This is a genomic window from Kocuria sp. WRN011 (genome assembly GCF_002295155.1).
Lineage (GTDB): Bacteria > Actinomycetota > Actinomycetes > Actinomycetales > Micrococcaceae > Kocuria > Kocuria carniphila.
Window position 1 is genome coordinate 1 of record NZ_NSGI01000008.1, and the last position, 26622, is coordinate 26622.

Genomic DNA, 26622 nt, shown 5'->3' on the forward strand with positions numbered 1-26622 from the left:
GTTTTCGGTGGTTATAGCGTGGGGGAAACGCCCGGTCCCATCTCGAACCCGGAAGCTAAGACCCACAGCGCTGATGGTACTGCACTCGGGAGGGTGTGGGAGAGTAAGTCACCGCCGAAATTAACGTCAGTTGAGGGGATACACACCCACGGGTGTGTATCCCCTCAACGCATTTAACACTCATGGTCGAAGCCATGGGCAGCTACCCCACGAACGCGGGGAGGACTGTTCATGGCTTCTTCTCATTGAACGCCCGTGGGGTTGGGCCACGGCCCGGCCACCAACGGGGGCGGTGCATGAAAAGGGGCTGGTTCGGGTAACTCCGTCTTGGGGTTCCCGAACCAGCCCCTTCTGCATTTAATACGGATTCAAGAGGGTGTGTCCCGTCAGATCCAGCCTTCCTCCCAGGCTTTCTGAGCAGCCTGCTGCCGGCTGCTGACACCGAGTTTGGCAATGGCCGAGGAAACGTAGTTCCGAACTGTGCCCGCGGCCAGGTGGAGCTCCTGGGCGGTTTGGGCCAGGGTGTCGTGTTCCGTGGTTGCGCGGAGCACGTCGAGTTCCCGCTCGGACAGCGGACAGTCCGTTCCGGTGGGCGCACTGGCTGCGATCTCTGGATCCACATAGTGCGCGCCGCCGGCTACGGTACGGATTACCTCAGCGAGTTTCTCCGACGGGGTGGACTTGGGTACGAAACCTTTGACGCCGGCCGCTAGTGCCCGCCGCAGCACTCCTGGGCGGGCGTGACGGGTCACCATCACAACGTGTGTGTCGATCTCTCGGAGAATGTTCGATGCGGTGTCCACTCCGTCGGTGGGAGGCATTTCAAGATCCAAGACACACACGGTGGGGCCGTGTTGATGTGCTGCAGCCAGCGCGTCCGTACCGTTGTCGACGTCAGCGACCACGGCGAAGTCGTCCTCAAGGTCCAACAGGGCCGCAAGGGCGCCGCGGATCAGGTGCTCGTCGTCGGCGAGCACGATGGAAATGGGGGAACTGTTCACTGTGAGTCGTCCTTGTCATGTGCGGCTGGGAAGTTCATTGATCTGGGTACCGAGACCCGGAGGATGAATTCCTGGTTCGTTGTCGTCTCCGTGTTGAGCTGCCCGCCGATATCGGCGAGGCGTCGTCTGAGTCCGTCCAGCCCTGAACCAGCGTGGGAATTGACTGGCGCCTGAGTTACCGGGGCGGGAGCGCCGTCGTTGCGGATTCTCAGCTCGACGACCGCCGCACCGTGAACCGACGCTGCACTGCCAAGCGTCAGGTCGAAGTCAGCGGTACTCGCGTGAGAATGCCGCAGGATGTTCGTGGTCGCCTCGCGGACGGCGAGTCCCAGGACAGAGCCGAGTTCTGTGGATCCTGGCTGTTGGGACCACGTAGCAATGAGCTCCGGCACCGTGACATTGGTTTTGACGCCCGCCGAATCCAAGACGGCCGAAGCGTTGTTCAGCTCCTGAGTGAGCGTGGTCTTCCTGTAGCCCTGAACCAGAGCGCGAGTCTCTTGCAGGGCGGTCTGAGCTGCATCGTGGGCTTCGAGAATGTGGGGCGCGGCCGCGTCGGGCCTGTCTCTGGCCAGCAAGCGGGACGCGAGATCTGTTTTGAGGCTGATGACCTGGAGATGATGGCCCTGTACGTCGTGGAGGTCGGCCGCGAACCGCAATCGTTCATTGGTGATGGCTAGTTCCGCCGCCTGTTGGCGGGTGACATCGAGTTCGACCATGACGGCCCAGACCCATAAGGACGTGGGAACACCCAACACGGTGAAGAACGAGAGCCAGGTGACTGTGATGAGGTCACGAGATTCGGCCGGGGTTCCATTGAGCGCGATCGCCAAGGACAAGTGAGCAGCGGGTAGGAACAACGCTGCGAAGATGACCCACCAACGGCCTTTGGAGAGCGACAGTGCGGCCGTGGCCAGCACGAGCGCGAGTGGAAGCGCGCCGACCCCAAAAGCGGGTGGAGACCACAAGCTGATCAGCGCGCTGGCGAACGCGAGAATACCGGCGCAGGCCATGGTGGGGGTACGGAACGTTGCGTTGTCGATCCCTCGGCGAGCTCTGAGAACCGTCATGGCCCAGGGCACGATCGCGAGTGCGCCCAGGGCAGCCACCACCAACGCGACGAGTTGTGGATCTTGAGCCACCCTGACCAGCAATGCCAGGCCGTAGATGAAGATCGCCAGGAAGATGAGCGAGAGGTAGGTGCTCCACCACACCACCGCCATGTTTCGGCGCTGGTGCACCGACGCCGCGGTTGAACTACCGAGTGTCTGGTTTCGATTTGCCGTTGAGCGGTCCGAGGGAAGGGCCATGGAAACAGCCTAAGCGCTGCTCACCCACGATATGACAGCTGTCATACGGGATTGGTGACACTGCACGCGCAACTCATGACAGGGCGACACTAACGGCTCGGAACGGATCCCGGAAGAGTAGTACTCAGCAAGCCAACCGGAACAAGCCGGTTCACAGATTGAAAGGAACAGACCAATGCTCGAATGGTTGCAGACCTCCGTAGAAGCCGCAGGACCCATGGCACAGGCGTTCTTCCTGATGCTCGGCGGGGCCATCCCGTTCATCGAGTCCTACGGGTCATCGTTCTTGGGCGTGCTTGCCGGCGTGCCCCTGTACATCACCGTTCCGTTTGCGGTCCTGGGCAACATCATCTCGATGCTCGTTCTGGTGCTCGGTGCTGAAAAACTGCACAACCTGTTCCGGAAGAACAAGCCGGCGGCAGAACCCAGCAAGCGGAAACAGAAGTTCTACCGCCTGTTCGAGAAGTACGGCGTGGCCGGTGTTTCGTTGATCGGCCAGTGGTTCCTGCCGAGCCAGATCACCTCGTCCATGATGGCGGGAGCAGGCGTGGCCAAGGGCAAGATCATCTTCTGGCAGGTCATCGCTATCGCTCTGTGGGGCGTCGTGTTCGCGGGATTCGCTACGGCAGGCATCAATATGATCGGCGTCGCTTAACCTAGCGCGGTCTGCGCGAACCGCCGTCCCAGAAAACGAGGGACTCACCCCGACAAAGGGTGAGTCCCTGTTTGTGTGCGCGGATAGTCAGTTCTTGTCGTTGATACCGGGCACCACGGCGCCGGTGGGCAGCCCCTTCTCCGCATACCCGCGGTACACCGGTTCCCAGTCCAGGGGAGTGGTCATGGTGTCGCCGGTGAGCACGCTCTGCATCGCGTGGAGGCACACGTGCCATCCGGCGGCATTACGGGCGGCAGTATTCTCCGACTCGAGGAACTCGATGAACGTGAGCTTGCTACCTTCCGTAGCGGGTTCGACCGAGATATCGACCTCCGAGTCGCCCCACGTGAACGACCAATGGCGTTCCGGTTCCCAATCGGTCACCGTTCCGGTGCTGGATTCCATGTGCGGATCGCCGGTGAACACGATCCCCCCGCCCTGGTGTGCATTGAGTTGCACCCGCGAAGGGAACCAACGGCTCATAGCCGGGGCGGTGGCCACGGTGGCCCACAGCTGGGACGGGGCGGCCGGATACTCGCGTTCGAAGACGATCGCGGGACGGTCATCGATCACCTCGTAGGTGCCGTCGAAATTCTGAGGGGTGCTGTTCATCACGGGTACGGACTCCTTGATCGGGGGCCTCTAGCTCGGCGCGGTCGAGCGCGCCATGATTCCTCCATTCAATCCGGCGGCCGGTCTTCCCACAACTACCGACGGGATTAATTGACGACGGCGCCGCGCGAGAATTGCTCGCGCGGCGCCGTCGTCAATTGAAGGGCTCCTAAAGCCCTCAGGCCGAGACGGGGGAGTCCTCCGGCGCCTTCAGGTCGTGGCGGCGGTTCTTCAGGATGCGATCCATGATGGTTGCGATCGCGCCGTCACCGGTCACGTTGCACGCGGTGCCGAACGAGTCGATGGCGATGTAGGTCGCGATCATGAGACCAACGGCCGTCTCGTCGAAACCGAGCACGGACTGCAGGATGCCCACCGCAGCCATAATGGCGCCACCTGGAACACCGGGAGCCGCCACCATGGTGATGCCCAACAGGAAGATGAAGCCCACGTACTGCCACGAGTTGATGGGCATGCCCGTGATGGTCATGATCGCCAAGGAGAACAGCACGATCTTCATGGTCGATCCGGACAGGTGGATCGTGGCGCACAGGGGAATGGTGAAGCCTGCCACGCGGTCGTCCACACCGTTACGAGCCGCGCACTTGAGGGTCACGGGAATGGTGGCCGCGGAAGACGACGTGCCCAGGGCAGTCGCGTAAGCGGGGAGCATGTTCTTGAGCAGCACGAACGGGTTGCGCTTGGCCACGATTCCGGCGACCAGGTACTGGATGATCAGGATGACCACGGTCATGATGAACGCCAGGATCACGATGCGGAAGAACGTGGAAATGATGGTGGTGATCTGCCCGTTCATGGTGATGCTCATGAACATGCCAAAGATATAGATGGGCAGAAGCGGGATAATGACCTTTTCCACGATCATCATGATGATGATCCTCAGCTCATCGAAGCCCTTGTGGAGCGAGTTGCCCTTGATCATGGTGATGCCCACGCCCAGGCAGAAGGACAGCACCAGCGCGGTCATGACATCGAACACGGGTGGCATGGTGATTTCGAAGAACCCGGACAACGCGTGGTCCTCCGGGTTCTCCAAGGAACCTACAGAACCTCGGTCACCCAGCAGCCACGGATAGCTCGCCTTGGCCACCAGGAACGCCAAGAGGCCGGCAAAGACTGTGGATCCGTAGGCAATGCCCGCGGTGACAGCCAGCCACTTGCCCGCGCCACGCCCGAGGTCCGCAATGGCAGGGGTTACCAGGGCCACGATCAACACGGGGATCAGGAATCCCAGGAACTGGCTGAAAATGCCGTTGAAGGTCAGGAAAACTCGTGCGACGCCTTCTGGGAAGAACATTCCGCACACGATGCCCAGCACGATGGCCACCAGCACCCGCAACAGCAGGTTTTTGGACAGGGAACGAAGACTCATGGTTCAAGATCTCTCGGGACAAGGAGGGGTATTGGTTCAACGACACGTTCTCAAGATTGTGGTCGCGCCGATGTCGCTGACACCGTCCGTTTCGACCGGCGGTGACCAAGCTGACCCACGGTTGAGGGGACGCCGACCGCGTCCCCTTTGTAGAATGCAATGAACACTACCGCGACTCATCATGTCGCTTCCACGCTTTTGGCCCTCGGGCCCACAAGGAGATCCCTTTGACCGATTCCGAACAGTACGGTTCCCGCGACAATTCCGAGCGTTCCGGCGGAGACCGACGCCGCGGCTCGGGCGGGCCCGGCGGCTGGAACAACCGAGGAGATCGGGATCGCTTCTGGCAAGATCGCGGCGGTTCGAGGGATCGTCGGGACGACCGCCGCGAGGGCGGTCGTAATGATCGCCGGGATGACACCCGAGGTGGGGACCGCCGCGATGACCGTCGTTCCTTCGACGGACGCCGTGATGACCGCGGCGGAGATCGCAGGGACTTCCGTCGCGATGATCGTCGTGACGATCGGGCCGGGGACCGGCGCGATGATCGACGCCGCGACAACCAGGGCGGCGATGACCGCCGCGAACCCCGCCGGTGGAACGATCGCCCCCGCAACGATCGCTCGGACGGCCGCTCCGGTGATCGTAAGGGCCAGAGCCGTCAGTTCGATCGTTTCCAGGACCGCAAGGACGGCCACCGCTCGGAACGACGCAGTGGTGACTGGGAACGCAAACGTGAGACCGGCAACCGCAGCCGTACCTGGGAAGACCGCAGTGGTTCCGGCGACCGCCGTGACGACCGGGGCGGTTCCGGCGACCGCCGTGACGACCGGGGCGGTTCCGGCGATCGGCGTGATGACCGCCGTTCCTTCGACGGTCCCCGTGATGACCGGGGTGGAGATCGTAGGGACTTCCGCCGTGATGATCGGACCAACGACCGCCGTGATGACCGCGGGGGCCGTTCCGATGGTCGACGCACCGAGGGATACGGCGGAGGCGACCGTCGCGAGAACCGACGCTGGGATGATCGTCCCCGTAACGACCGCAACGACCGTCGGTCCTACGGAGACCGCACCGATGACCGGCGCAACGACCGTGGAGGCCGTTCGGACGACCGTCGTTCCTTCGATGGACGTCGTGATGACCGGGGCGGGGATCGCCGTGATGTCCGTCGTGATGACCGCGGTGGCCGTCCCGATGGACGCAAGGACTTCCGCCGTGACGACCGCCGTTCAGGTGAGGGACGTCGTGACGATCGCGGTGGGGATCGTCGTGATGATCGTGGTGGCCGCCCAGACGGCCGCAAGGACTTCCGCCGTGACGACCGTTCCGGTGGTCGCCGTGATGATCGGCGCCGCGATAACTTTGGTGGCGACGATCGCCGCAGGGACGCTGACCGCGAAGAGCGCATGACCCGACGGGATCTGAACGATCTGGACAAGCCCCGGTTCATTGCGCCCGACATCGACGAGGACGTCACGGGTCGCGAGGTCGACAAGCCCACGCGTCGTCAGCTCGAGGCACTGGAACCTCGCAATGCGGAGCGGGTCGCCCAGCACCTGGTCATGGCTGCGCGTTACCTGGAGGTGGATCCCGAGTTCGCGCTCGAGCACGCCAATGCGGCCGTGCGGAAGGCCGGCCGCATTGCGGTTGTCCGTGAAGCAACGGGTGTGGCTGCCTACGCCGCCGAGGATTACGCGCTGGCTCTCAAGGAACTGCGGACCCATCGCCGCATTTCCGGCTCGGAAGAACACTTGCCGCTCATCGTGGATTGTCAGCGCGCCCTGGGCAAAGCTGAGAAGGCACTCGAGGAAGCTCAGTCGAGCGCGGTCGAGAAGTTGGATGCTGCTGGCAAGGTTGAGCTGGCCATCGTGGTGTCCGGCATCCATTCCGACGCCGGAGACAAGCAGGCATCGTTGGCGGCACTGCAGATCCCGCAACTCGACAAGAACCGCGGGTTCTCCTACAGCCCGCGTTTGTTCCGGGCGTACGCGGAAGCACTGCGCGGTGTCGGCCGTGACAAGGAGGCCCTGAGCTGGGAACGCCAGGCCATCGTGGCCGAGGCCGCACTCGGACTGGGTCAGTTTTCCGAACCGGAGATCGTGGACCTCGGCGACGACATCGACCTGGACGCCGCCAAGGAGACCGTTCGCGAGGCCGGTGAGCGCCACAGCGAAAACGTCGACGCCACCGCCGAGACGCCTCACGAGTCTGCCAACGCGACCAACACGACCGACTCGGGTGTTGGTAATGCCGAGGCGGCCGACGACGCTCCGGTCAGCAACGCCGTCGACGGCCAGGACGTCGTCGTCACCGAGGCATCTGCTCCCGTAGAGGCCGAGGCGTCCGCTGCGTCTGCACAGCACGCGGACGACGAGTCGGGCGACAACACCGACTCGGCCGTTGCCGCTCCTTCCGAGACCGACGACACCGCGGAACCTTCCGAGACCGACGACACCGCGGAACCTTCCGAGACCACGGCTCCCGTGGAGCCGGGCGAGTCCCACACTGTGGCCCCCGCGTCTGAATCCGGAGAGACCGCTGAGACCGGCGACGATTCTGAGAACCATGACCGATGAGCCGCTGATCAGTCGCTTTGACGCGCTGCTCTGCGACCTGGACGGCGTGGTCTATGCGGGTCCCGATGCCATTGATGGTGGACCGGAATCGTTGAACCGTGCAGCGGAGATGGGCGTTCCGGTGATGTACGTGACGAATAACGCGTCACGCCCACCGGCCGCCGTGGCTGAGCACATCTCGGAACTGGGTGCGCCGACCCGGGAAAGTAACGTGGCCAGCTCCGCTCAAGCCGCGGCCAAGCTGCTGGCCGGTCGACTCCCCGAGAAGGCCAAGGTGCTGATCACCGGTGCGCAGGCGCTCGCGGACGAGATCAAGGCCGTTGGTCTGACCCCGGTCTGGTCGCAGTCGGAAGAGCCCATCGCGGTGGTTCAGGGCTTCAATCCGAAATTGGGTTGGGAACAACTGGCCGAGGCGGCCTACACGCTGGCCGATGAATCCGTGCTGTGGTGTGCCACCAACACGGACCTCACGATTCCCAAGGAACGCGGCATTGCGCCGGGTAATGGCACCCTGGTGGCCGCGGTGGCTGCTGCTACGGGGCGCGAACCCATAGTTGCGGGCAAACCCCAGGCGCCGGTGTTCCACGAGGCCGCCGAGCGCGCGAAAAGCCAGCGCCCCGTGGTGGTGGGCGACCGCCTCGACACCGATATCCGTGGTGCCCACGCCGCAGGTATGGAAAGCATCGAAGTGTTCACGGGAGTGGACACTCCGGAAACCGTGTTGCGCGCGTGCGATCAGGAACGACCGACGTACTTGCTGGGTAACTTGCGGGAACTGTACAAGGCATACCCCGATCCGCAGGTTTCCCGCGAGGACAACAGTGATCAAGAAGTGACCGCTACGTGCCGTGACGCCATTGCAGTTGCACGAGACAACGGTGTGCGGATCCAGGCCCCGGAAAACAGTCTGGACGGCTGGCGTGCCGCGTGCGCCGCATGGTGGGCGCTGCACCCGGACGCCAAAACCCCGACCGACCCCGAAGTGACGTGGGAGGCGGCACGATGAGCAAGCAGTTCCCGAATGACAGCTGGGACGCCCCCGACACCGACGCTCCGGACCTCGATGCCCAGGAATTCGGCGTCGTGGATGACGATGCTGCCTACCGTGCAGACTCTGATCCGGTGCCCGTCACGGGACTGGATTCCGTGGACCGCGTGCTCGCCAAGGAAGCAGCGGTGAGCGAGTTGCCGGTCAATGAACGTGCCGCGGCATTTCAGGAACTGCACGCCGAACTGGAGTCGATCCTCAAACAGCAACCCGGTTCCCTTCCCACGGGGCTCACGGGCCAGTGAGTCTGCGGCTGGACCAGGCCCTGACCTCTCGGGGGCTCGCTCGATCCCGGACGCTTGCGGCGTCCTGGATCCGGGACGGACGCGTCAGCGTGAATGGTGCCCCCTGCACCAAACCCTCCCTCAAGGTGAGCGAAGAGGACCAACTGGAGGTGGCGGCGTCGGGGGCCGACGAATACGTCAGCCGTGGGGGGCACAAACTGGCGGGCGCCCTGGACACGTTCACCGATATCGATCCGGCCGGACTGCGTTGCCTGGACGCAGGGGCATCCACCGGCGGATTCACGGACGTGTTGCTGCGCCGAGGTGCCCGTGAAGTGGTGGCGGTGGACGTGGGCCACGACCAGCTGGTGGCGGAGCTGCGCAACGACGAGCGCGTGCGCGTGTTCGAGGGCCTCAACGTGCGCTACATGTCCCCGGAAGAAATCGGGGGGCCCGCGGATCTGACCGTGTGCGATCTGTCGTTCATCTCTCTGACTCTGGTCACGGACGCTCTCGGGCGTGCCACCAAGGACGGGGGAGACGTGCTGTTCATGGTCAAACCGCAGTTCGAAGTGGGCGTGGACAACATCTCGCGTACGGGGGTGGTGACGTCCGAACGGGAACGACGCCGCGCCGTGGACGGTGTGATCGCGGCCGCCGAAAGTGCGGGCCTGGACGTGAGAGGAAGGGTGGAAAGCCCCTTGCCGGGCCAAGACGGTAACGTGGAGTTCTTCGTCTGGTGCCGTAAACGAAGCACCGTTCAGCGAGTCGGATCGCTCGCGTAGTCTTAGCAAAGCCCGTTCGACCGCAGACCGAAACGCAGGAGGATGACCCGAAGACGTGAGCCGGAAAATCTTGGTCATGACACACACGGGCAGGCGTGATGCCAAAGACGCCGCCCGTCAGTCCTGTGCGCAACTGCACGACGCGGGACTGATTCCGGTGTTGTCCCGCCGAGATCTGCAAGCTCTGGAGGCCGACGGCCAAACCATGGTGCCCGTAGAAATCGTCGAAGAAGACGTTGCCCTGCGTGATATCGAACTGGTCATGGTGCTGGGCGGTGACGGCTCCATCCTGCGCGCCGCCGAGGTTGTTCGCGGCGTGGACACCCCATTGCTGGGCGTGAACCTGGGTCACGTGGGATTCCTGGCAGAATCTGAACGCTCCGGGCTCACCGAAACCGTCGAGGCGATCGTGGACGGTCGCTACACCGTGGAACGCCGCATGGCCCTGGACGTGACCGTGTGGGAGAACCAGAAAAAGGTGTTGCACACCTGGGCCCTCAACGAGGCCTCGGTCGAAAAAGGCAACCGCGAAAAAATGGTCGAAGTGGTCATCGAGGTGGATCGCCGTCCGCTGTCCACGTTCGGTTGCGACGGTGTGGTCATGGCAACACCCACGGGGTCTACCGCCTACGCATTCTCTGCCGGGGGACCGGTGGTCTGGCCCGAGGTCGAGGCGCTGCTCATGGTGCCGCTGTCTGCTCACGCGCTGTTCTCACGACCCCTGGTCATCTCCCCGCGTTCCATGCTGGCCGTGGAAGTCCTCACTCGCACCGACGCCCGGGGTGTGCTGTGGTGTGATGGCCGGCGTACCGCGGACCTGCCACCCGGATGTCGCATTGAGGTGCGCCGCTCCGACAAGCCCGTGAACCTTGCGCGGATGCACGCAACACCGTTCTCCGAACGGCTCGTCAAGAAGTTCGAACTGCCCACCGCCGGCTGGCGAGGCCCATTGCCCAGCCATCAGCAGGACGCCAAGACCACGGCGTTGCCCATGGTCCAGCCCAAGCACCACGTCATGTCCGAGGACAACGGTTTCCCCAAACTCAGCGTGGGCCGCGAGATCCCGTACGATCCCATTTCCGCGCGTGACAGCGATAGCGCGCGCCACATTCTCGACCAATCCCCGGACCGACCCTCGTCAGGTGAGACCCCGAGCCAATGATCGAAGAAATTCACATCCATGACCTGGGTGTCATCACGGATGCCGTGCTGCCCTTGGGGCCCGGACTGTCCATCCTCTCGGGTGAGACCGGAGCCGGTAAGACCATGGTCGTCACGGCCCTCGGCATGCTCCTGGGCAACCGGGCGGACGCCGGAGCGGTGCGCTCCGGAAGTGGCAAGGCCCTGGCGGAGGCGACCGTCATGGTGCTGGCCACGCACGGTGCGGTTGAGCTCGTGGAGGAGGCGGGCGGCGTCGTCGACGTCGAAACCGTGAACGGCCGGGACGAGGCGCAAATTCTGTTGTCTCGAACGGTGTCCGCGGAAGGGCGCAGCCGCGCTCACGTGGGTGGCCGATCCGCGCCGGTCGGAACCCTGGGAGCCGTGGGGGAGACCCTGGTGGCCGTGCACGGTCAGTCCGACCAGCTGCGGCTGAAGTCCGCCGTGGCCCAGCGAAAGGCCTTGGATGAGTACGCGGGGGCGCCGCTGGCCAAAGAACTGGCCGCGTACCGCGAAAAGCTGGCCCGCTACCGGACCATTGTGGCGACCCTGCGCGAGATCAAAGAGAACATGCGCGAGCGTGCCCTGGAAGCGCGAAGCCTGACCACCGCGCTCGAAGAAATTGATGCCGTGGAGCCGATCTCCGGCGAGGACGTCCAACTGGACGCCGAGAGTGAGAAGCTCACCAACCTTGAGGCCTTGCGTTCAGCGGCCGTGACGGCTCAGGCGGCGTTGAGCGGCACGGACGCGGACGACGAGCCGAACACCAACGCCGTGGCTTTGCTGTCCTACGCCCAGCAGGCCTTGGATCACGAGTCCGATTCGGATGCGGAGTTGGCCGAGTTGGCCACGCGGGTGCGAGAGCTCACGGTGGTCGCCGCCGACGTCGCCGCGGACCTTTCCGGGTACGCGAGCGGTCTCGACGAGGACGGTCCCGCGCGGCTTGCACAGGTGGAGCAGCGCCGCAACGCACTACGGACCCTTACGCGCAAGTACGGGACCACGATCGACGAGGTCATCGAATGGGCCGACACCGCCCGCGGTAGGCTCTCCGACCTGGTCGACGACCCGCAACGCGACGAGGAACTGCGCAACGAGGCGCACGCACTGCACCAGGAACTGCTCGAGCGCTCGCAGACCATGCTGGAGCTACGCCGGAAGACCGCCGAGAAGCTGTCCACGGCCGTGAGCAAGGAATTGACCGCGCTGGCTATGCCCAACGCGTCGCTGGTGGTTTCTGTGGAACCCACCGAACAGTTCACCGAGCACGGCCGTGACGAGATCGAGTTCTTGCTGGCCCCCCATCCGGATGCCAAGCCTCGGCCGCTGGGCAAGGGTGCTTCGGGTGGTGAGCTTTCCCGCATCATGCTGTCCCTGGAAGTCGTGCTGTCCGAGGTGGACCCGGTGCCGACCTTCGTCTTCGACGAGGTGGATTCCGGCGTGGGCGGTAAGGCCGCGGTGGAGATCGGGCGACGCCTCAAGATGCTGGCCAAGAACGTCCAGGTGCTCGTGGTGACCCACCTGCCGCAGGTCGCGGCCTTTGCGGACCATCACGTGTTGGTGACCAAGTCTTCGGATTCCACGGTTTCGGACGTGAAAGTGCTCACGGACGAGGAACGTGTGGTGGAATTGGCCCGCATGCTCGCGGGCCACGAAAACTCTGAAGCGGCGCGGGAACACGCCCGCGAGCTCTTGCGGGACGCAACCGCATGACACAACTGCCCCTCAACTCAACGCAACTGGAATGGTAGGCTGAAATTCCGTGGTGAACGCTCAGAACGCCGCCCCCGAGGCAGGCACGCAGAACAACGGCAAAGTTACTCGACAGATCTTCGTCACGGGTGGTGTAGCTTCCTCTCTTGGCAAGGGCCTGACGGCCTCGTCACTGGGCATGTTGCTACGCTCGCGCGGACTCTCGGTGACCATGCAGAAGCTGGATCCGTACCTCAACGTTGATCCCGGAACCATGAACCCGTTCCAACACGGTGAAGTCTTCGTCACGGACGACGGCGCAGAAACCGACCTGGATATCGGTCACTACGAGCGCTTCCTGGACGAGAACCTGGATGCCTCCGCCAACGTGACCACGGGTCAGGTGTACTCCACCGTGATCGCCAAGGAACGCCGCGGCGAATACTTGGGCGACACGGTTCAGGTCATCCCGCACATCACGAACGAGATCAAGCGCCGTATGCGCCGCCGTTCCGAGGACCAGGACGCCCCGGACATCATCATCACCGAGATCGGTGGCACCGTGGGTGACATCGAATCCCAGCCCTTCATCGAGGCCGCCCGTCAGGTGCGCCAGGATGTGGGCCGCAACAACGTGTTCTACCTGCACGTGTCCCTGATCCCGTTCATCGGCCCCTCCGGTGAGCTTAAGACCAAGCCGACTCAGCACTCCGTGGCCACGCTGCGCGGTCTGGGTATCCAACCGGACGCACTGGTCCTGCGTTGCGACCGTGAGGTCCCGGACGGCATGCTCCGCAAGGTCGGCGGCGCCTGTGACGTGGACCTGGACGCCGTGATCTCTTGTGCCGACGCGCCGAGCATTTACGACATCCCCACGACCCTGCACAACCAGGGTCTGGACACCTACATCCTGGACTACCTGGGTCTGTACTACGGCGACGCAGATCTGACCCAGTGGTCGCACCTGCTCGAAGCCGTGCACCAGCCGGAGCACCACGTGAACGTGGCGCTCGTGGGCAAGTACATCGACCTCCCGGACGCTTACCTGTCCGTGTCCGAGGCACTGCGTGCCGGCGGTTTCGCCAACGACTCCCGCGTGCACATCAAGTGGGTTGCCTCCGACCTGTGCGACACCCCGGAGGGTGCGCAGCGCGAACTCGGTGACGTGGATGCGATCTGTGTCCCCGGAGGTTTCGGCATCCGAGGTCTGGAAGGCAAGCTGGGCGCGCTCAAATGGGCCCGTGAGAACCAGGTTCCGGTCCTGGGGCTGTGCTTGGGCCTGCAGTGCATGGTCATGGAATTCGCGCGCAACGTGGTGGGCCTGCCCAACGCGTCCTCGACCGAGTTCGATCCCGAGACCGACACCCCGGTGATCGCCACCATGGAAGAGCAGAAGCAGTTCGTTGAGGGTGCCGGCGACCTGGGCGGCACCATGCGCCTGGGCTCCTACCCGGCCAAGCTCGCCGAGGGCTCCGTGGTCGCCGAGACCTACGGCAGCCTGGAGGTTTCCGAGCGTCACCGTCACCGTTACGAGGTCAACAATGCCTACCGCGATGCGTTGACCCAGGGCGGACTGGTGATGTCCGGAACATCCCCGGACGGTCAGCTCGTGGAGTTCGTGGAACTGCCCCGTAGCGAGCACCCGTACTACGTGGCCACCCAGGCTCACCCGGAGTACGGCTCCCGTCCGACCCGCCCGCACCCGCTGTTCGACGGCCTCATCAAGGCGGCCCTGTCCCGCCGCGAGGCACTGGGCAGCGAGTAAAGGCCTAGGGCAGCAGATCACCGAGCAACCGGAGGTTCGCATGGAACTCTCGCGCGTGAGCCGAGCAGAGCTGAAAGACACGGTGGATCCCCACACGGTGGTGGCATCGGACACGGTGTACGAAGGATTCATCTGGGACGTTCAGCGCGATGAGTTCCGCATGGGTGATGAAGACTCGACCCTGAAACGAGACTTCATCACCCACCCCGGGGCGGTGTCCATCGTGGCCCTGGATGAGCAGGACCGGGTTCTGCTCATCAACCAGTACCGCCACCCCGTGGGCATGCGCATGTGGGAAATCCCCGCCGGACTGCTCGACGTGGACGGGGAACCGCCGCACACCGCCGCTCAGCGGGAATTGGCCGAGGAAGCCGACATGACCGCTGACGACTGGCACGTGCTCGTGGACTTCCACAACTCACCCGGTTCATCCTCGGAGGCCAATCGGATTTTCCTGGCGCGTGGCCTGCACGAGGTCCCGGAGGCAGAGCGTCACGAGCGCGACGGTGAAGAGGCGGAGATCATCGTTCGCTTTGCCGACCTCGACGACACCGTGGCTGCCGCGCTGTCCGGCCAGATCAATTCGCCCGCCGCGGTCCTGGGCATTCTGGCCGCGCACGCCGCACGAGCACAGGACTGGACGTCACTGCGCCCGGTGGACAGCCCGTGGCCGGGTCATCTGAACTTCCGGTGACCGACTCGTCCGTTCCGCCGGATCTGGAACGCGCCGTTCACCGCTACCTCGATCACCTGACCGTGGAGCGGGGCTTGGCCGCGAACACGCTGGCGGCTTACCGCCGGGACCTCACGCGGTATCTCGAATTCCTGACCGGGCCCACCGAAGCTTCTGAGGGTGGCTCGGCGTCCGCGCCGCCCGAGATCTCGACCGAGCACGTCCGCGCCTTTGTGCGGTTGCTCCACGAGGGTTCACCGGAGCATCCCGCGCTGAGCACTCGTAGCACCGCCCGCGTCCTGGCGGCCGTCCGTGGCGCCCACGCGTTCTGGGTCGCGGAGGGACTGTGCCCCGTGGACGTCGCCTCTCGCGTCAGTCCGCCGACGCCGCCGCAGCGCCTCCCCAAGGCCATCGCCCTGGACAGCGTGGAAAAGATTCTCTCGGCTCCGGACCCGGAGTCTCCGGCGGGGCTACGGGCGCGTGCTTTCCTGGAGCTGTTGTACGCGACGGGCGCGCGCATCTCTGAGGCGGTCGCCCTGGACGTGGACGATCTGGCGGGGCTCCATGACTCAGAGCTGTCCTTCGTACGGCTGTTGGGCAAGGGCAATAAACAACGCATGGTTCCGGTGGGTTCGTATGCGAAGAAGGCCCTGGACCAGTACCTGGTGCGCGGGCGACCGGAATTGTCCCGGCACGGCAAGGGAACACCCGCAGTATTCCTCAACGCCAGGGGTGGCCGGATTTCCCGCCAAACGGCGTGGACCATGGTCAAGGACGCCGCCGAACTCGCTCAACTGGGCGAGGACGTCACCCCGCACACACTGCGGCACTCATTCGCGACCCACTTACTGGAGGGCGGGGCGGATCTACGAGTGGTCCAAGAACTCTTGGGGCACGCATCCCTGGCCACCACCCAGATCTACACCAAGGTCTCCGTAGAATCTCTACGCGAGGTCTACGCGACGGCGCACCCTCGCGCTCAATGACATGACCGGTCGAATGCGTCCGGTGTCACTTGGAGATTTGCGCCGAAAATTAAACCTAATTTCGGGTTCCTGACGCCACGCCCGGACTACCCTGGGAGCATGCCGCGTAAACAGATGTCTCGAACGGTCCTCTTCTCCGCACTCCTGGCGTTGGTGTTCTCCATGCTGGGAACCGCTCCCGCCATGGCCGGGGCCGGTATCGACAACGAGTACCGTTCGCTGGGGGGCGCCAGCGGATGGCTGGGCAAAGCCACGTCCTCCGAACGCTGCGGTCTTCGCGACGCCGGCTGCTACCGGCAGTACCAGGGCGGCACCATCCACTGGTCTCCCAGCACGGGTGCCCGCGCGCAGCGCGGCGGCATCCTGCAGCGCTGGCGGGTCGAGGGCTCCGAGCACGGCAACCTGGGATACCCCAAGGTGCGCGAAACCTGCAGCGGCAACTCGTGCGTGGTCCACTATCAGCGCGGCATCATCCGGTGGACCAAGGGCAAGGGCACCACGGTCAGTCGAGACATCGATCGTGCCACCAGCTCGTCCGTGATTGTGAACAAGAAGCGGCCCCTGAACCCTCGGGCCTACGGTCCCGGGCCCCTGTGGAACGTGGGCGGTGGGGTGCAGCTGCGCAGTGACGCTGCGGCCGCCTATCAGCGGATGAGCCAGGCTGCGGCCAACCAGGGTGTAACCCTGGTGCCGGTCAGCGGTTACCGCTCCTATTCGACCCAGAACAGCCTGTACTGGAACTATGTGGCGATGTACGGACAGGCCACCGCGGACACTATTTCCGCGCGTCCCGGATACTCGGAGCACCAGACCGGCCTGGCCATTGACGTGGGAGCACCCGGGGGAGTGTGCGGACTGCAGGCCTGCTTCGGCAACACACCCCAGGGCCGCTGGGTGGCCGCCAACGGCCACAAGTACGGCTTTGTGGTGCGCTACCCCAGCGGTTACACCGGGACTCACGGCTACGCCTACGAACCGTGGCACCTGCGCTACGTGGGAACGCCCACGTCCAACAGCTTGAAGAACAACGGCTACATCACCCTGGAGGGCTACCTGGGCCTGCCCAACGCACCTCGCTACTGAGGTTGCTTGCGGCGCAGCCAAGCCAATCAGGGCAGTCAGACCAGGCAGGGCACCAGCGCACCTGACTGGCTGTCACAACAGAGAAACGTCCCCGGGACTCACGGTCATGGCGTGAATCCCGGGGACTTCTGTGTACCTGGGCGCGGGTGAGCGCTTAGTCCAGGTGACGCTCTTCCGGTCCGTCGTACTCGGACAGCGGTCTGATCAGCGAGTTGGAAGCGCGCTGCTCCATGATGTGTGCGGTCCAGCCGGTGATGCGGGCGCACACGAAGATGGGTGTGAACGTGGGAATGTCGAAGCCCATGAGCCAGTACGTGGGACCGGCCGGGTAGTCCAGGTTGGGCTTGATGGACTTGGCTTCGTCCATGGACTTGGCCAGACCGTTGTACAGACCCAGGATCTCGGGGCGGTCGTAGTAATCGAGCATGCGGAACAGGGCGTCCTGCATGGTCGGCACGCGCGAGTCACCGTGCTTGTACACGCGGTGGCCGAAGCCCATGACCTTCTTCTTCTCGGCCAGAGCCTTGTCCATCCATTCCTTGGCGCGCTTCTCGGCGTCCTCGGCGGATTCGTCCTTGCGGATCCCCAGTTCCTCGAAGGTGTGCATGACGGCCTCGTTCGCGCCACCGTGCAGCGGACCCTTGAGGGCACCGATCGCACCAACCACGGCCGAGTGTAGATCGGCCAGGGTCGAGGTGATCACGCGGCCGGTGAAGGTCGAGGCGTTGAAGGAGTGCTCGGAGTACAGAATGATGGACACGCGGAACGCGTCCACGACCTCGGGCGCGGCCTCTTCACCGAAGGCCATCCAGAGGAAGTTCTCCGAATAGTCCAGGTCGTCGCGAGGCTCGATGAGTTCCTCGCCGCGGCGGCGTCGCTGGTCGTAGCAGACCACGGCGGGCATCACGGCGAACAGTTCCTGCGCCTTGCGCAGCTCCGCCTCGGGGGAGGAATCCTCAGCGTCCGGGTGCTGGGCGCCGATCACGGACGCGGCGGTGCGGCACACGTCCATGGGGTGGCAGTCCGTGGGCAGGGCGTCGACGATCTTCTTCAGTTCCGGGGTCAACGCGCGGTTGGCGCGCTCGCGCTTCTTGAAATCGGCGAGCTCTTCCTCCGAGGGCAACTCACCGGTCCACAGCAGCAACGCGACTTCCTCGGGGGAGCACTTGGCGGCAAGTTCCTGAACGGGGTAACCGCGGTACAGCAGCGAGTTGGTCTCGGCGTTGACCTTGGACACAGCGGTGGTGTCGGCGACGACGCCGGCAAGACCCTTGCGAATCTCGGTTTCGGTCATGGTGACCTCCTTCTTCGTGTGTGGTCGATCACTAGAAAGCCTACGACGCCGCTGGGCAGCGGCGTCGTAGGCGAACGATTAGTTACCGGGCGTGCCCGGGACCTCGAAGTTGAACACTCCGGAGTCGAACTGGTTGTACCCGTTGTAGTCCACCAGCTCGTACAGGCGCTTGCGGGTGAGCATGTTCTCCACCTCGGCCTGCTGGGTGCCGTCCTCGCGGATGGCAGTCAGCAGACGCTCGATCGCGCCCAGTGCCTGACGCTGCAGGGACACGGGGTAGATGATCATGGACACCCCGGCGTCCTGCAGTTCCTGCTTGGTGAACAGGTCGGACTTACCGAACTCGGTCATGTTGGCCAGGATGGGAACATCCAAGGCCTCGGCCATGCGCTCGAACTCGGACAGGTCGGCCATGGCCTCCGGGAAGATGACGTCTGCACCGGCGTCGGCGAGAGCCTTCGCGCGGTCGATGGCTGCCTCCAGACCGTCAACACCGCGAATGTCGGTGCGAGCCATGATCACAAAGTTGTCGTCGCGGCGGGACTCCACTGCGGCCTTGATGCGCTTGGTGGCCGTGGCGGTGTCCACCACGTTCTTGCCGTCCAGGTGGCCGCAACGCTTGGGGTTGAACTGGTCCTCGATGTGGCAACCGGCCAGGCCGGCGTCCTCGAGTTCCTGAACCGTGCGGGCCACGTTCATGGGCTCACCGAAACCGGTGTCCGCATCGACCAGCGCGGGCAGGTCGGTGGAGCGAGCGATCTGACCGGCGCGGGTGGCCACCTCGGTGAGCGTGGTCAGCCCGATGTCGGGCAGACCCAACTCGTTGGCCAGCACACCACCGGAGATGTACACGCCCTCGAAGCCCTGTTCCTGAATGAGCTTGGTGGACAGCGGGGTGAACGCACCGGGGAACTGAGCGACCTTCGGGTCGGCAAGTGCCTTGCGGAACGCCACGCGCTTTTCTGCGGGGGTGACTTTTGAATACAACATGATTTAGAAGATTCCCTTCTGGGCCTTCTCCAGGTCCACGGCCGCCACGATGTTCAGTTGGCCCAGTTCACCGGCTTCGAGTTCGGGCAGGCGCTGGACGGCGTCCAGGAACCGTTCGATCTCTTCCGGTGCCACGAGGCCCTCGGCCAAGGTGCGGAACTTGTTGATGTATTGCTCACGAGCGAACGGGCGGGCACCCAGCGGGTGAGCGTCCGCGACGGCGATCTCGTCCGTGATCACGGTGCCGTCGTTGAGGGTGATCTCCACGGAACCGCCGAAGGCCTTCTCGGAGATGTCCAGGGAGTGGTAGCGACGGGTCCACTCGGGATCCTCTTCGGTGGTGACCTTGTTCCACAGGGCCACGGTGTCCTCGCGGCCGGCACGCTCCGGAGCGTACGAGTCCACGTGGTGCCACGCGCCGTCCTGCAGGGCAACCGTGAAGATGTAAGGAATCGAGTGATCCAGGGTCTCGCGCGAGGCCTTGGGATCGTACTTCTGCGGGTCGTTGGCGCCGGAACCGATCACGTAGTGGGTGTGGTGTGAGGTCTTGATCAAGATGGATTTCACGTTGGTGGGGTCCGCGACCTCGGGGTGTTCCTTGTGCAGCTTGCGTGCCAGGTCGATCCAGGCCTGTGCCTGGTACTCGGCGGAGTGTTCCTTGGTGTAGGTGTCCAGGATGGCGCGCTTGGCCTCACCCTGCTCGGGCAGCGGCACCTCGTAGGAGGCCTCGGGGCCGGAGAGGAGCCACGCGATCACACCGTCTTCGCCTTCGTAGATGGGGGTGGGGGAGGTCTGGCCGCGCATCGCACGGTCCACGGCCTCGATGGCCATCTTGCCGGCGAATGCGGGTGCGTGTGCCTTCCATGTGGAGATCTCGCCCTTGCGGGACTGGCGGGTTGCGGTGGTGGTGTGCAGGCCCTGGCCGATGGCCTGGAAGATGGTCTCGGTGTCCAGACCCAGCAGGGTGCCGATACCGGCGGCCGCGGACGGGCCGATGTGAGCGATGTGGTCGATCTTGTGCTCGTGCAGGCAGATGCCCTTGACCAGGTCCACCTGGACCTCGTAACCGGTCGCGATACCGCGAATCAGGTCCTTGCCGTTGCTGCCCACGTGCTGGGCCACGGCCAGGATCGGGGGAATATTGTCGCCGGGGTGGGAGTACTCGGCGGCCAGGAAGGTGTCGTGGTAGTCAAGCTCGCGCACGGCCACACCGTTGGCCCAAGCGGCCCACTCGGGGGAGACCGCAGCGTTGTTGTCCGGAGCGCCGTACAACAGGGCACCGTTGCCCGTGAAGCCGGAGCCTTCGGTGACCTTGTGGCCCAGTGCCTGGGTGCGGGCCGAGACGATGGGCGCACGGTTCAGGGAAGCGATGGCGACCGAAGCATTGTCGATGATGCGGTTGATGACCATGTCGACAACCTCGGGATCGACCTCGACCGGGTCGGTGGCCACCTTGGCCAGTTTGTAGGCCAGCTGCTCCTCACGGGGCAGATTTTCCTTGGACGAGTACGTACGTACGGTGTGCTTGACGGTCACGGGGAGTCCTTCCTCAGATCCGTTACGCGCGGACCGGTCGGCGCCGCGCGGGTGTAGCAGGTGTTGTGGTTACGATGCGGCGGGCCGCACCGGCGCCAATTCTTTGGTGTTCAAAGCGTGTTGCAGGGCGTTGCTCAGGTGCACGCGGGTGGTGGCGATGGCCAAGGCGGGATCGCCGTCGGCGATGGCTTGGGCGATGCGCTGGTGTTCGACGGCGGCCGATGCCAGGCGCCGCGGGTCCGACTTGGAGAGCTTGCGGACGCGGGCCAGGTGCAGTCGCACGCCTGCCTGGGCCTGTCGCAGGAACGGATTGGCGGCGGCCTCATCGATTGCGGCATCCATGCGCTGGACCAGTTCGTAGTACGAGACGTGGTCCGGGTCGTCGTCGCTGGTGAGGCCCTCCAGGGCTTCGAGAAGTTCCCCTGCCAGTGCGCGGAACACTTCCGGGTCGCCGCGGCGGGCAGCCAGTTCGGCTGCTCGACAATCGAGGCTGTCGCGGAATTCGTAGAGCGATCGGACATCCTCCGCGGAGATGGTTGCAACGACGACGCCGCGGCCGCTGTGCGGTTCGGTCAAGCCGTCCGCGGTGAGACGGGACAGCGCTTCGCGCACCGGCGTGCGGGAGATGCCCAGTCGCTCGGAGAGCTCGACCTCGCCCAGAACCTGTCCGGGCAGCAAGCGCCATTCGACTATGTCTGCGCGCAAAGCTTGATAAGCGCGTTCTCCAGCTCGCATGACACCTCCTCGTGAATCGCATCGAACACCCCGAGTGTATACACAGAAGACTTAAACAGGCGAGTCTTTTGGGAGATATTCCGGGAATGTGGAATCTGTGTATACAAACCTATTGAAAGGTGTGACTCACAACACTAGCCTGGAACCAAGGCAATTCAGCGAGTCCAACAATGATGTCGGAGAGACCATGTCCCAGGCTACGTACGCATCCGTTTACGAGAACAGTGTCAGCAACCCGGAGCAATTCTGGCTCGATGCTGCACAGGCCGTCGAGTGGGTCACCCCGCCCACCAAGGCCCTCGACGACTCGAGGGCTCCTATCTACCGTTGGTTCCCCGATGCGGAACTGAACACGAGTGTCAACGCGCTGGACCGCCACGTCGAAGCCGGCCACGGGGACCGCACCGCCCTGATCTACGACTCGGCCGTGCTGGGCATCCAGGAAGAGATCTCCTACAGCGAGCTGCTGGAACGCGTGAAGCTGTTCGCCGGTGCGCTCGCGGACCAGGGCGTCAAGAAGGGCGATCGTGTCCTCCTCTACATGCCGATGATCGCGGAGTCCGTGGTTGGCATGCTGGCGTGTGCTCGCTTGGGTGCTGTCCACTCCGTGGTGTTCGGTGGATTCGCACCCCGTGAGCTGGCCAGCCGCATCGACGATTCCAAGCCCACCGTGATCGTGACCACCTCGGGTGGTGTGGAGCCCAAGCGACGGATCGAGTACATCCCTTCCGTTGAGGAGGCCATCGAGATCAGTGACCACGCGCCGTCGGCGATCCTGGTCCACGAACGTGAGGGTTTCGAGAACTCCGTGGCAAACGCACGTGAGCGTGCCGAAGGCGAGGAGAACGCCCCCGCGTGGTTGTCCTGGACCGAGGCTCTGGAAAACGCCGAACCCGCGGACGCTGTAACCGTGGCGGCCACCGATCCGCTCTACATCCTGTACACCTCCGGTACCACCGGTAAGCCCAAGGGCGTGGTGCGTGACAACGGCGGCCACGCGGTCGCACTGACGTGGTCCATGAAGAACATCTACGACGTGGGCGAGGGGGAGGTCATGTGGACCGCCTCGGACGTCGGCTGGGTCGTGGGCCACTCCTACATCGTCTACGCGCCGCTACTGGTGGGGGCCACCACGGTGCTCTACGAAGGCAAGCCCGTGGGCACCCCTGACGCCGGTGCGTTCTGGAAGCGCGTCAACGATCACGGCGTGAAGGCGCTGTTCACCGCTCCCACGGCCCTGCGTGCGATTCGTAAGGCGGACCCCGAGGGTGATTTCGTCAAGGACTACGACATCTCCTCGCTGCAGGCTCTGTTCGTGGCCGGCGAGCGCCTCGATCCGGAGACCTATCACTGGGCGGCCAAGGTACTCGACGTTCCCGTGATTGACCACTGGTGGCAGACCGAAACCGGTTGGGCCATTTGTTCCAACCCGTTCGGTATCGAGAAGCTGCCGATCGTTGCTGGCTCGCCCACGGTTCCGGTACCCGGCTACAACGTGGAGATCCTGGATCCCCTGGGTGATCCCGTGGCGCAGGGCGAAGAAGGCAACATCGCGGTCAAGCTGCCCTTGCCTCCCGGCACGTTGGCTAACCTGTGGGGCGACGACGATCGCTACATCTCCTCCTACCTCGAGGCGTTCCCGGGCTACTACGCAACCGGTGACTCCGGTTTCATTGACGAGAACGGCTACGTCTACGTGATGGGCCGTACCGACGACGTGATCAACGTGTCCGGCCACCGCTTGTCCACGGGCCAGATGGAACAAATCGTTGCCACACACCCGGATGTCGCCGAGTGCGCGGTGATCGGTGTCAACGACCCGCTCAAGGGCCAGCGGCCCTCCGGTTACGTGGTGCTCAAGACCGGCTCCGAGATCAGCGAGGACGAGCTGGCCAAGGATCTGGTCAAGCTGGTGCGTTCCGGCATCGGTCCCGTGGCCGACTTCAAGGACGTGGCCGTGGTGGAGGCGCTGCCCAAGACCCGCTCCGGCAAGATCTTGCGCAAGACCATGCGCCAGATGGCCGACGGCGAGAAGTACTCGGTGCCCTCGACCATTGAGGACGATTCGGTCTTGGAGGCGCTGCACTCGATCCTGGCACCCAAGTCCTGAGTAACCGTGATGTGAGCAGAAGCAGCCGGGGCTACGTCCCCGGCTGCTTCTGGTTAACTCTGTTGCATGACCAACACCGTGGAATGGGCCGTCAGACCGGAAATGCAACGGGATTGTGCCGCGGTCCGGACCGTGCTCGAACAAGCATTTCCGACCACAGAAGAAGCCGACCTGGTGGACGCGCTCCGCAACGACTCCGCATGGCTCGAGGGGTTGTCCTACGTCGCGGAAGATCAGGACGGCGCGGTGGTTGCTCACGCGTTACTGACCCGGTGTCACATCGGTGACGTTCCCGCGCTGTGCCTGGCCCCGTGTTCGGTGCTGCCCGATCAGCAACGCGGGGGAGCGGGCACGGCCGTGACGACGGCCGTGCTGCACGCAGCTGCAGATCGAGGGGAAAAGTTCGTCGTGGTCCTGGGCCACCCGGAGTACTACCCGAGGTTCGGCTTCGAGAGGGCTTCTGCATCGGGTGTGCACCTGAGCATCGATGTCCCCGAGGAGGCACTCATGGTGCTGTCCTTGGACGGCACCAATCCGGTTCCCGGCGGACTGGTTCAATACGCGGAGCCCTTCGGGATCTGAGAGCTCACCCGTTCCAGCCGTACTCCAACTCGGGGCGTCCGGGAGTGCCGTGCCGGGAGCGCCGTTGAACGGTTCCCTTCTCGGTCAGGTGTTCCAGGTAACGCCGGGCCGTGACTCGGGACAGCCCCAAGTCCTTGGCCAGCTCGGCGGCCGAGCGGAATTGTCCGGCCTCCTGCAACGCGGTGACCAAGGAACCCAGGGTCTCGGGGGAGAGCCCCTTGGGAACCTTGGGTGGCGATTGGTCCTGCATGGTCGCGAAGGCCCGGTCGAGTTCGTCCTGGTCGAACGTAGTGGTAGCCGGTGTGGCTGCCGAGAGCAATCGGTGGTACTCCGCATAGGAGGCCAATTTGCGCTCAAAGACGGCAAACGTGAACGGCTTGATCAGGTAACCGACCACTCCCAGCGCCGTGGCCCCGCGTACGGTCCCCGCATCACGGTGGGCACTGACGATCATGAAGTCGACATCCACCCGGCGAGCGCGGAGCGTGCGTGCCACGTCCAGCCCGGACATGTCCGGAAGGTTGATGTCCTGCAGCACTAAGTGCACCGGTTCCGGCCCCGTGGATTTCTGGATGATGGCTCGGGCCGCAGCCTGCCCGGTCAGGGCGACGCCCACCACCCGGAAGCCCGGACAGCGCTTGACGTACTCCGCGTGAGCGGCCGCGGTGAGTTCTTCATCGTCCACGACGAACACATTGATCATGAGTCGTCCTCTTCCGCATCGCGGGCCGAGTCGTGCACCGGGATTTCCACGGTGAAGACCGCACCGGCATCGTTGACGAAGCTCAGGCGCGTTCCCCAGGACTCGGCGATCTGATACGCCAGGTGCAGCCCCACGCCGCGCATGGACCCGCCGGTGGGTTTAGTGGAGACTCCTCGGTCGAACAGAGAGTCGGCGACCTCGGGATCAACGCCGGGGCCGGTATCCGCCACGGTCAGCTGCACGTAGCCGGGGCGCTCGGACGGGGCCAGCTCCACCTCGACCGCCGGTTCTTCCCGTTCTTGGTTGGACGCCGCCGCGTAAATCGCGTTATCCACCAGGTTCCCGACCACGCTCACCACCTCTGACGGATCCGCGGTGGATGCCGGTATCTCACCGTGCACGACAACCTGCAGGTCCACGCCGCGCTCATGGGCTTCCGCGGTCTTGCCGAGCAACAGAGCGGAGAGATAGGGATCGGCCACGGATTCAGTGACCGTGGTGCCCAGATCACGGGTCACGGTCAGATTGGACGCGGCGAACTCCAGAGCCCGCGGATACCGCTCGAGCTCCAGCAGGGACACCACCGTGTGCATTCGATTGGCGTGTTCGTGGGTTTGCGCTCGCAGTCCTGCGGCCATGGTGCGCACGGTATCCAGCTCGCCGGACAGCCGAGTCAGTTCGGTGTGATCCTGAACGATCAGCACCCGCAGCTTGGAATCACGCGAGGCCTTCACACACGAGACGATCAAGGTCCGGGTTCCCACGGTGCACCACTCGTCCAAGAACTCCCGTTGGCCATCGACGAGTTCCCGGATCACGGTCGGCAGGATTTCCGTCGGCAGCGGTTCGTTCCTGCGACGCAGGGTGACGGAACGACGGCGCTGGGCCTGGGCGGCGTCGTCGGCGGCGGGTTTCATGTCGAGCAGGTGACGGGCGCGTAAGTTGGCGAGCACGGGGCGGCCGAGCTGATCGAGAAGGACGAGACCCTCCCGAGCTTCGGCCAGAACGGCGCGGTTGAGGGCCTGTGAACGCACGAGTGATTCGGGTGCCTGACCGTTGGTGGCGCGGCTGAGATAGCGGGCCAAGACGTAGCTGACCAGCGAAGACATCACGAGCAACGCCAGGACAATCAACGCCAGCCCCGGAAGTTGCTGCCGGTTCTCCTGAGCGATCTGATTCAGCAGCACGCCGCTGGACACCAGACCCACGATCGAGCCGTCGGTGTCAAAGATGGGGGCGATCGTGTGGACGGAGGGACCCAGCTGACCGGTTTCGGTGACCGTGTACGTCTCGCCCGCGAGTGCGCGGGAGCGATCGCCTGAATACTCGTGACCCACGAATTCGGGGATGGCGTGAGTGAGGCGGGTGCCCTCGGGGGTCATGAGGGTGACGAAATCGATGTCGGATTCGTCCTCGATCCGATGCGCGTAGGCCTGCAGGCGGGCGGTGGGGTCCTCGGACTTCATGCCGTCGCGCACGAACGGATCCTGGGCCATCACGGAGGTCGCCGCGCGGGTCACCGACTCCGCGCGCAAGGTGACCCACGAGCGGGTCTGCTGGATCATCACCAAGGCCACGACCACGGAAATGACGATCACCAAGCCGAGCTGGAGCGCCAGGAATCGCTTGGCGAGTGACACACGCACCTCCGCAGCTTTCCGAACCGGCCCGCCAGGACAGGACTGTGACGGGCGCCATGAACAGTATGAAC

At 64.3% G+C, this 26622-nt stretch carries 24 protein-coding genes and 1 rRNA gene; 15 read left to right on the forward strand and 10 right to left on the reverse strand.

From position 1 onward, the window contains the following. The first annotated feature begins 3 nt into the window (after positions 1-3). Positions 4-120: ribosomal RNA gene (rrf, locus tag CKW39_RS11790) — 5S ribosomal RNA — on the forward strand. A gap of 266 nt (positions 121-386) precedes the next feature. On the opposite strand, the gene CKW39_RS11795 is transcribed toward rrf, so the two are convergent. Next, on the reverse strand, positions 387-1001 hold the full coding sequence (locus CKW39_RS11795) for a DNA-binding response regulator (RefSeq protein ID WP_095798322.1): 615 nt from the start codon (positions 999-1001) through the stop codon (positions 387-389). Then, entirely contained in the window at positions 998-2308 is a 1311-nt protein-coding gene (locus CKW39_RS11800) for a sensor histidine kinase (protein ID WP_095798323.1), read from the reverse strand. The genes CKW39_RS11795 and CKW39_RS11800 overlap by 4 nt, the downstream gene beginning before the upstream one ends. 175 nt (positions 2309-2483) lie before the next feature. Here CKW39_RS11800 and CKW39_RS11805 point away from each other — a divergent pair, with 175 nt between their 5' ends. Continuing rightward, entirely contained in the window at positions 2484-2963 is a 480-nt protein-coding gene (locus tag CKW39_RS11805) for a small multi-drug export protein (protein ID WP_095798324.1), read from the forward strand. 87 nt (positions 2964-3050) lie between these two features. Here CKW39_RS11805 and CKW39_RS11810 read toward each other — a convergent pair whose 3' ends face one another. Together CKW39_RS11810 and CKW39_RS11815 are read right to left on the reverse strand one after the other, a co-directional pair. Then, complete coding sequence (locus tag CKW39_RS11810; protein WP_095798325.1) at positions 3051-3575, reverse strand: SRPBCC domain-containing protein; 525 nt, start codon at positions 3573-3575, stop codon at positions 3051-3053. Positions 3576-3753: 178 nt separating this feature from the next. After that, positions 3754-4968 carry a dicarboxylate/amino acid:cation symporter gene (locus CKW39_RS11815; RefSeq protein ID WP_095798326.1) on the reverse strand — a complete coding sequence of 405 codons (1215 nt, stop codon included), beginning with the start codon at positions 4966-4968 and terminating at the stop codon, positions 3754-3756. Between the two features lie 414 nt (positions 4969-5382). Here CKW39_RS11815 and CKW39_RS15320 point away from each other — a divergent pair, with 414 nt between their 5' ends. The 11 genes from CKW39_RS15320 to CKW39_RS15815 all read left to right on the forward strand — a co-directional run bounded on the left by CKW39_RS15320 (position 5383) and on the right by CKW39_RS15815 (position 16961). Continuing rightward, entirely contained in the window at positions 5383-6381 is a 999-nt protein-coding gene (locus CKW39_RS15320; protein WP_143469995.1) for a hypothetical protein, read from the forward strand. Next, positions 6378-7547: a hypothetical protein gene (locus CKW39_RS11830; protein WP_095798329.1), complete on the forward strand. Its 1170-nt coding sequence runs from the start codon at positions 6378-6380 to the stop codon at positions 7545-7547. Before CKW39_RS15320 ends, CKW39_RS11830 begins: the two co-directional genes overlap by 4 nt. Further along, positions 7537-8553 carry an HAD-IIA family hydrolase gene (locus tag CKW39_RS11835; RefSeq protein ID WP_095798330.1) on the forward strand — a complete coding sequence of 339 codons (1017 nt, stop codon included), beginning with the start codon at positions 7537-7539 and terminating at the stop codon, positions 8551-8553. The genes CKW39_RS11830 and CKW39_RS11835 overlap by 11 nt, the downstream gene beginning before the upstream one ends. After that, complete coding sequence (locus CKW39_RS11840; protein ID WP_095798331.1) at positions 8550-8840, forward strand: hypothetical protein; 291 nt, start codon at positions 8550-8552, stop codon at positions 8838-8840. The genes CKW39_RS11835 and CKW39_RS11840 overlap by 4 nt, the downstream gene beginning before the upstream one ends. Then, the gene (locus CKW39_RS11845) at positions 8837-9604 is read left to right on the forward strand and encodes a TlyA family RNA methyltransferase (RefSeq protein ID WP_095798332.1); all 768 of its coding nucleotides are present in this window, start codon (positions 8837-8839) and stop codon (positions 9602-9604) included. Before CKW39_RS11840 ends, CKW39_RS11845 begins: the two co-directional genes overlap by 4 nt. A gap of 55 nt (positions 9605-9659) precedes the next feature. Then, complete coding sequence (locus CKW39_RS11850; RefSeq protein WP_095798333.1) at positions 9660-10766, forward strand: NAD kinase; 1107 nt, start codon at positions 9660-9662, stop codon at positions 10764-10766. After that, positions 10763-12475, forward strand: coding sequence for a DNA repair protein RecN (gene recN, locus CKW39_RS11855; RefSeq protein ID WP_095798334.1), 1713 nt, complete (start codon positions 10763-10765; stop codon positions 12473-12475). The genes CKW39_RS11850 and recN overlap by 4 nt, the downstream gene beginning before the upstream one ends. Before the next feature lie 49 nt (positions 12476-12524). Further along, positions 12525-14219 (forward strand): CTP synthase, encoded by a 1695-nt coding sequence (locus tag CKW39_RS11860; protein WP_095798335.1) that lies wholly within the window; start codon positions 12525-12527, stop codon positions 14217-14219. 40 nt (positions 14220-14259) lie between these two features. Further along, positions 14260-14913 carry an NUDIX hydrolase gene (locus CKW39_RS11865; protein WP_095798336.1) on the forward strand — a complete coding sequence of 218 codons (654 nt, stop codon included), beginning with the start codon at positions 14260-14262 and terminating at the stop codon, positions 14911-14913. Next, positions 14886-15878, forward strand: a complete 993-nt coding sequence (locus tag CKW39_RS11870; protein ID WP_254049396.1) for a site-specific tyrosine recombinase XerD — start codon at positions 14886-14888, stop codon at positions 15876-15878. The genes CKW39_RS11865 and CKW39_RS11870 overlap by 28 nt, the downstream gene beginning before the upstream one ends. 99 nt (positions 15879-15977) lie before the next feature. Further along, positions 15978-16961 carry a D-alanyl-D-alanine carboxypeptidase family protein gene (locus tag CKW39_RS15815; RefSeq protein ID WP_095798337.1) on the forward strand — a complete coding sequence of 328 codons (984 nt, stop codon included), beginning with the start codon at positions 15978-15980 and terminating at the stop codon, positions 16959-16961. A 154-nt stretch (positions 16962-17115) separates the two neighbouring features. On the opposite strand, the gene CKW39_RS11880 is transcribed toward CKW39_RS15815, so the two are convergent. The 4 genes from CKW39_RS11880 to CKW39_RS11895 all read right to left on the reverse strand — a co-directional run bounded on the left by CKW39_RS11880 (position 17116) and on the right by CKW39_RS11895 (position 21516). Continuing rightward, positions 17116-18255: a bifunctional 2-methylcitrate synthase/citrate synthase gene (locus CKW39_RS11880; RefSeq protein WP_095798338.1), complete on the reverse strand. Its 1140-nt coding sequence runs from the start codon at positions 18253-18255 to the stop codon at positions 17116-17118. Between the two features lie 78 nt (positions 18256-18333). Further along, the gene (gene prpB / locus CKW39_RS11885) at positions 18334-19245 is read right to left on the reverse strand and encodes a methylisocitrate lyase (protein ID WP_095798339.1); all 912 of its coding nucleotides are present in this window, start codon (positions 19243-19245) and stop codon (positions 18334-18336) included. Between the two features lie 3 nt (positions 19246-19248). Next, a complete protein-coding gene (locus tag CKW39_RS11890; protein ID WP_095798340.1) occupies positions 19249-20781 on the reverse strand; it encodes an MmgE/PrpD family protein in 1533 nt (510 codons plus the stop codon). Between the two features lie 69 nt (positions 20782-20850). Continuing rightward, positions 20851-21516: a GntR family transcriptional regulator gene (locus CKW39_RS11895; protein WP_095798341.1), complete on the reverse strand. Its 666-nt coding sequence runs from the start codon at positions 21514-21516 to the stop codon at positions 20851-20853. 187 nt (positions 21517-21703) lie between these two features. Here CKW39_RS11895 and CKW39_RS11900 point away from each other — a divergent pair, with 187 nt between their 5' ends. Further along, the gene (locus tag CKW39_RS11900) at positions 21704-23626 is read left to right on the forward strand and encodes an AMP-binding protein (RefSeq protein WP_095798342.1); all 1923 of its coding nucleotides are present in this window, start codon (positions 21704-21706) and stop codon (positions 23624-23626) included. A gap of 66 nt (positions 23627-23692) precedes the next feature. Beyond that, complete coding sequence (locus tag CKW39_RS11905) at positions 23693-24208, forward strand: GNAT family N-acetyltransferase (protein ID WP_173674321.1); 516 nt, start codon at positions 23693-23695, stop codon at positions 24206-24208. A 4-nt stretch (positions 24209-24212) separates the two neighbouring features. On the opposite strand, the gene CKW39_RS11910 is transcribed toward CKW39_RS11905, so the two are convergent. Continuing rightward, positions 24213-24911, reverse strand: coding sequence for a response regulator (locus CKW39_RS11910; protein WP_095798343.1), 699 nt, complete (start codon positions 24909-24911; stop codon positions 24213-24215). Continuing rightward, on the reverse strand, positions 24908-26551 hold the full coding sequence (locus CKW39_RS11915; RefSeq protein ID WP_095798344.1) for an ATP-binding protein: 1644 nt from the start codon (positions 26549-26551) through the stop codon (positions 24908-24910). Before CKW39_RS11915 ends, CKW39_RS11910 begins: the two co-directional genes overlap by 4 nt. Between the last annotated feature and the right edge of the window lie 71 nt (positions 26552-26622).

Excerpts from the sequence above, each read along its gene's own strand:
- recN (WP_095798334.1), top strand. The coding sequence starts at position 10,763 with ATGATCGAAGAAATTCACATCCATGACCTGGGTGTCATCACGGATGCC.
- CKW39_RS11810 (WP_095798325.1), bottom strand. The coding sequence starts at position 3,575 with ATGAACAGCACCCCTCAGAATTTCGACGGCACCTACGAGGTGATCGAT.
- CKW39_RS15320 (WP_143469995.1), top strand. The coding sequence starts at position 5,383 with ATGACACCCGAGGTGGGGACCGCCGCGATGACCGTCGTTCCTTCGACG.
- CKW39_RS11815 (WP_095798326.1), bottom strand. The coding sequence starts at position 4,968 with ATGAGTCTTCGTTCCCTGTCCAAAAACCTGCTGTTGCGGGTGCTGGTG.
- CKW39_RS11805 (WP_095798324.1), top strand. The coding sequence starts at position 2,484 with ATGCTCGAATGGTTGCAGACCTCCGTAGAAGCCGCAGGACCCATGGCA.
- CKW39_RS15815 (WP_095798337.1), top strand. The coding sequence starts at position 15,978 with ATGCCGCGTAAACAGATGTCTCGAACGGTCCTCTTCTCCGCACTCCTG.
- CKW39_RS11835 (WP_095798330.1), top strand. The coding sequence starts at position 7,537 with ATGACCGATGAGCCGCTGATCAGTCGCTTTGACGCGCTGCTCTGCGAC.
- CKW39_RS11905 (WP_173674321.1), top strand. The coding sequence starts at position 23,693 with ATGACCAACACCGTGGAATGGGCCGTCAGACCGGAAATGCAACGGGAT.
- CKW39_RS11900 (WP_095798342.1), top strand. The coding sequence starts at position 21,704 with ATGTCCCAGGCTACGTACGCATCCGTTTACGAGAACAGTGTCAGCAAC.
- prpB (WP_095798339.1), bottom strand. The coding sequence starts at position 19,245 with ATGTTGTATTCAAAAGTCACCCCCGCAGAAAAGCGCGTGGCGTTCCGC.
- CKW39_RS11800 (WP_095798323.1), bottom strand. The coding sequence starts at position 2,308 with ATGGCCCTTCCCTCGGACCGCTCAACGGCAAATCGAAACCAGACACTC.
- CKW39_RS11880 (WP_095798338.1), bottom strand. The coding sequence starts at position 18,255 with ATGACCGAAACCGAGATTCGCAAGGGTCTTGCCGGCGTCGTCGCCGAC.
- CKW39_RS11840 (WP_095798331.1), top strand. The coding sequence starts at position 8,550 with ATGAGCAAGCAGTTCCCGAATGACAGCTGGGACGCCCCCGACACCGAC.
- CKW39_RS11910 (WP_095798343.1), bottom strand. The coding sequence starts at position 24,911 with ATGATCAATGTGTTCGTCGTGGACGATGAAGAACTCACCGCGGCCGCT.
- CKW39_RS11865 (WP_095798336.1), top strand. The coding sequence starts at position 14,260 with ATGGAACTCTCGCGCGTGAGCCGAGCAGAGCTGAAAGACACGGTGGAT.
- CKW39_RS11895 (WP_095798341.1), bottom strand. The coding sequence starts at position 21,516 with ATGCGAGCTGGAGAACGCGCTTATCAAGCTTTGCGCGCAGACATAGTC.
- CKW39_RS11830 (WP_095798329.1), top strand. The coding sequence starts at position 6,378 with ATGACCCGACGGGATCTGAACGATCTGGACAAGCCCCGGTTCATTGCG.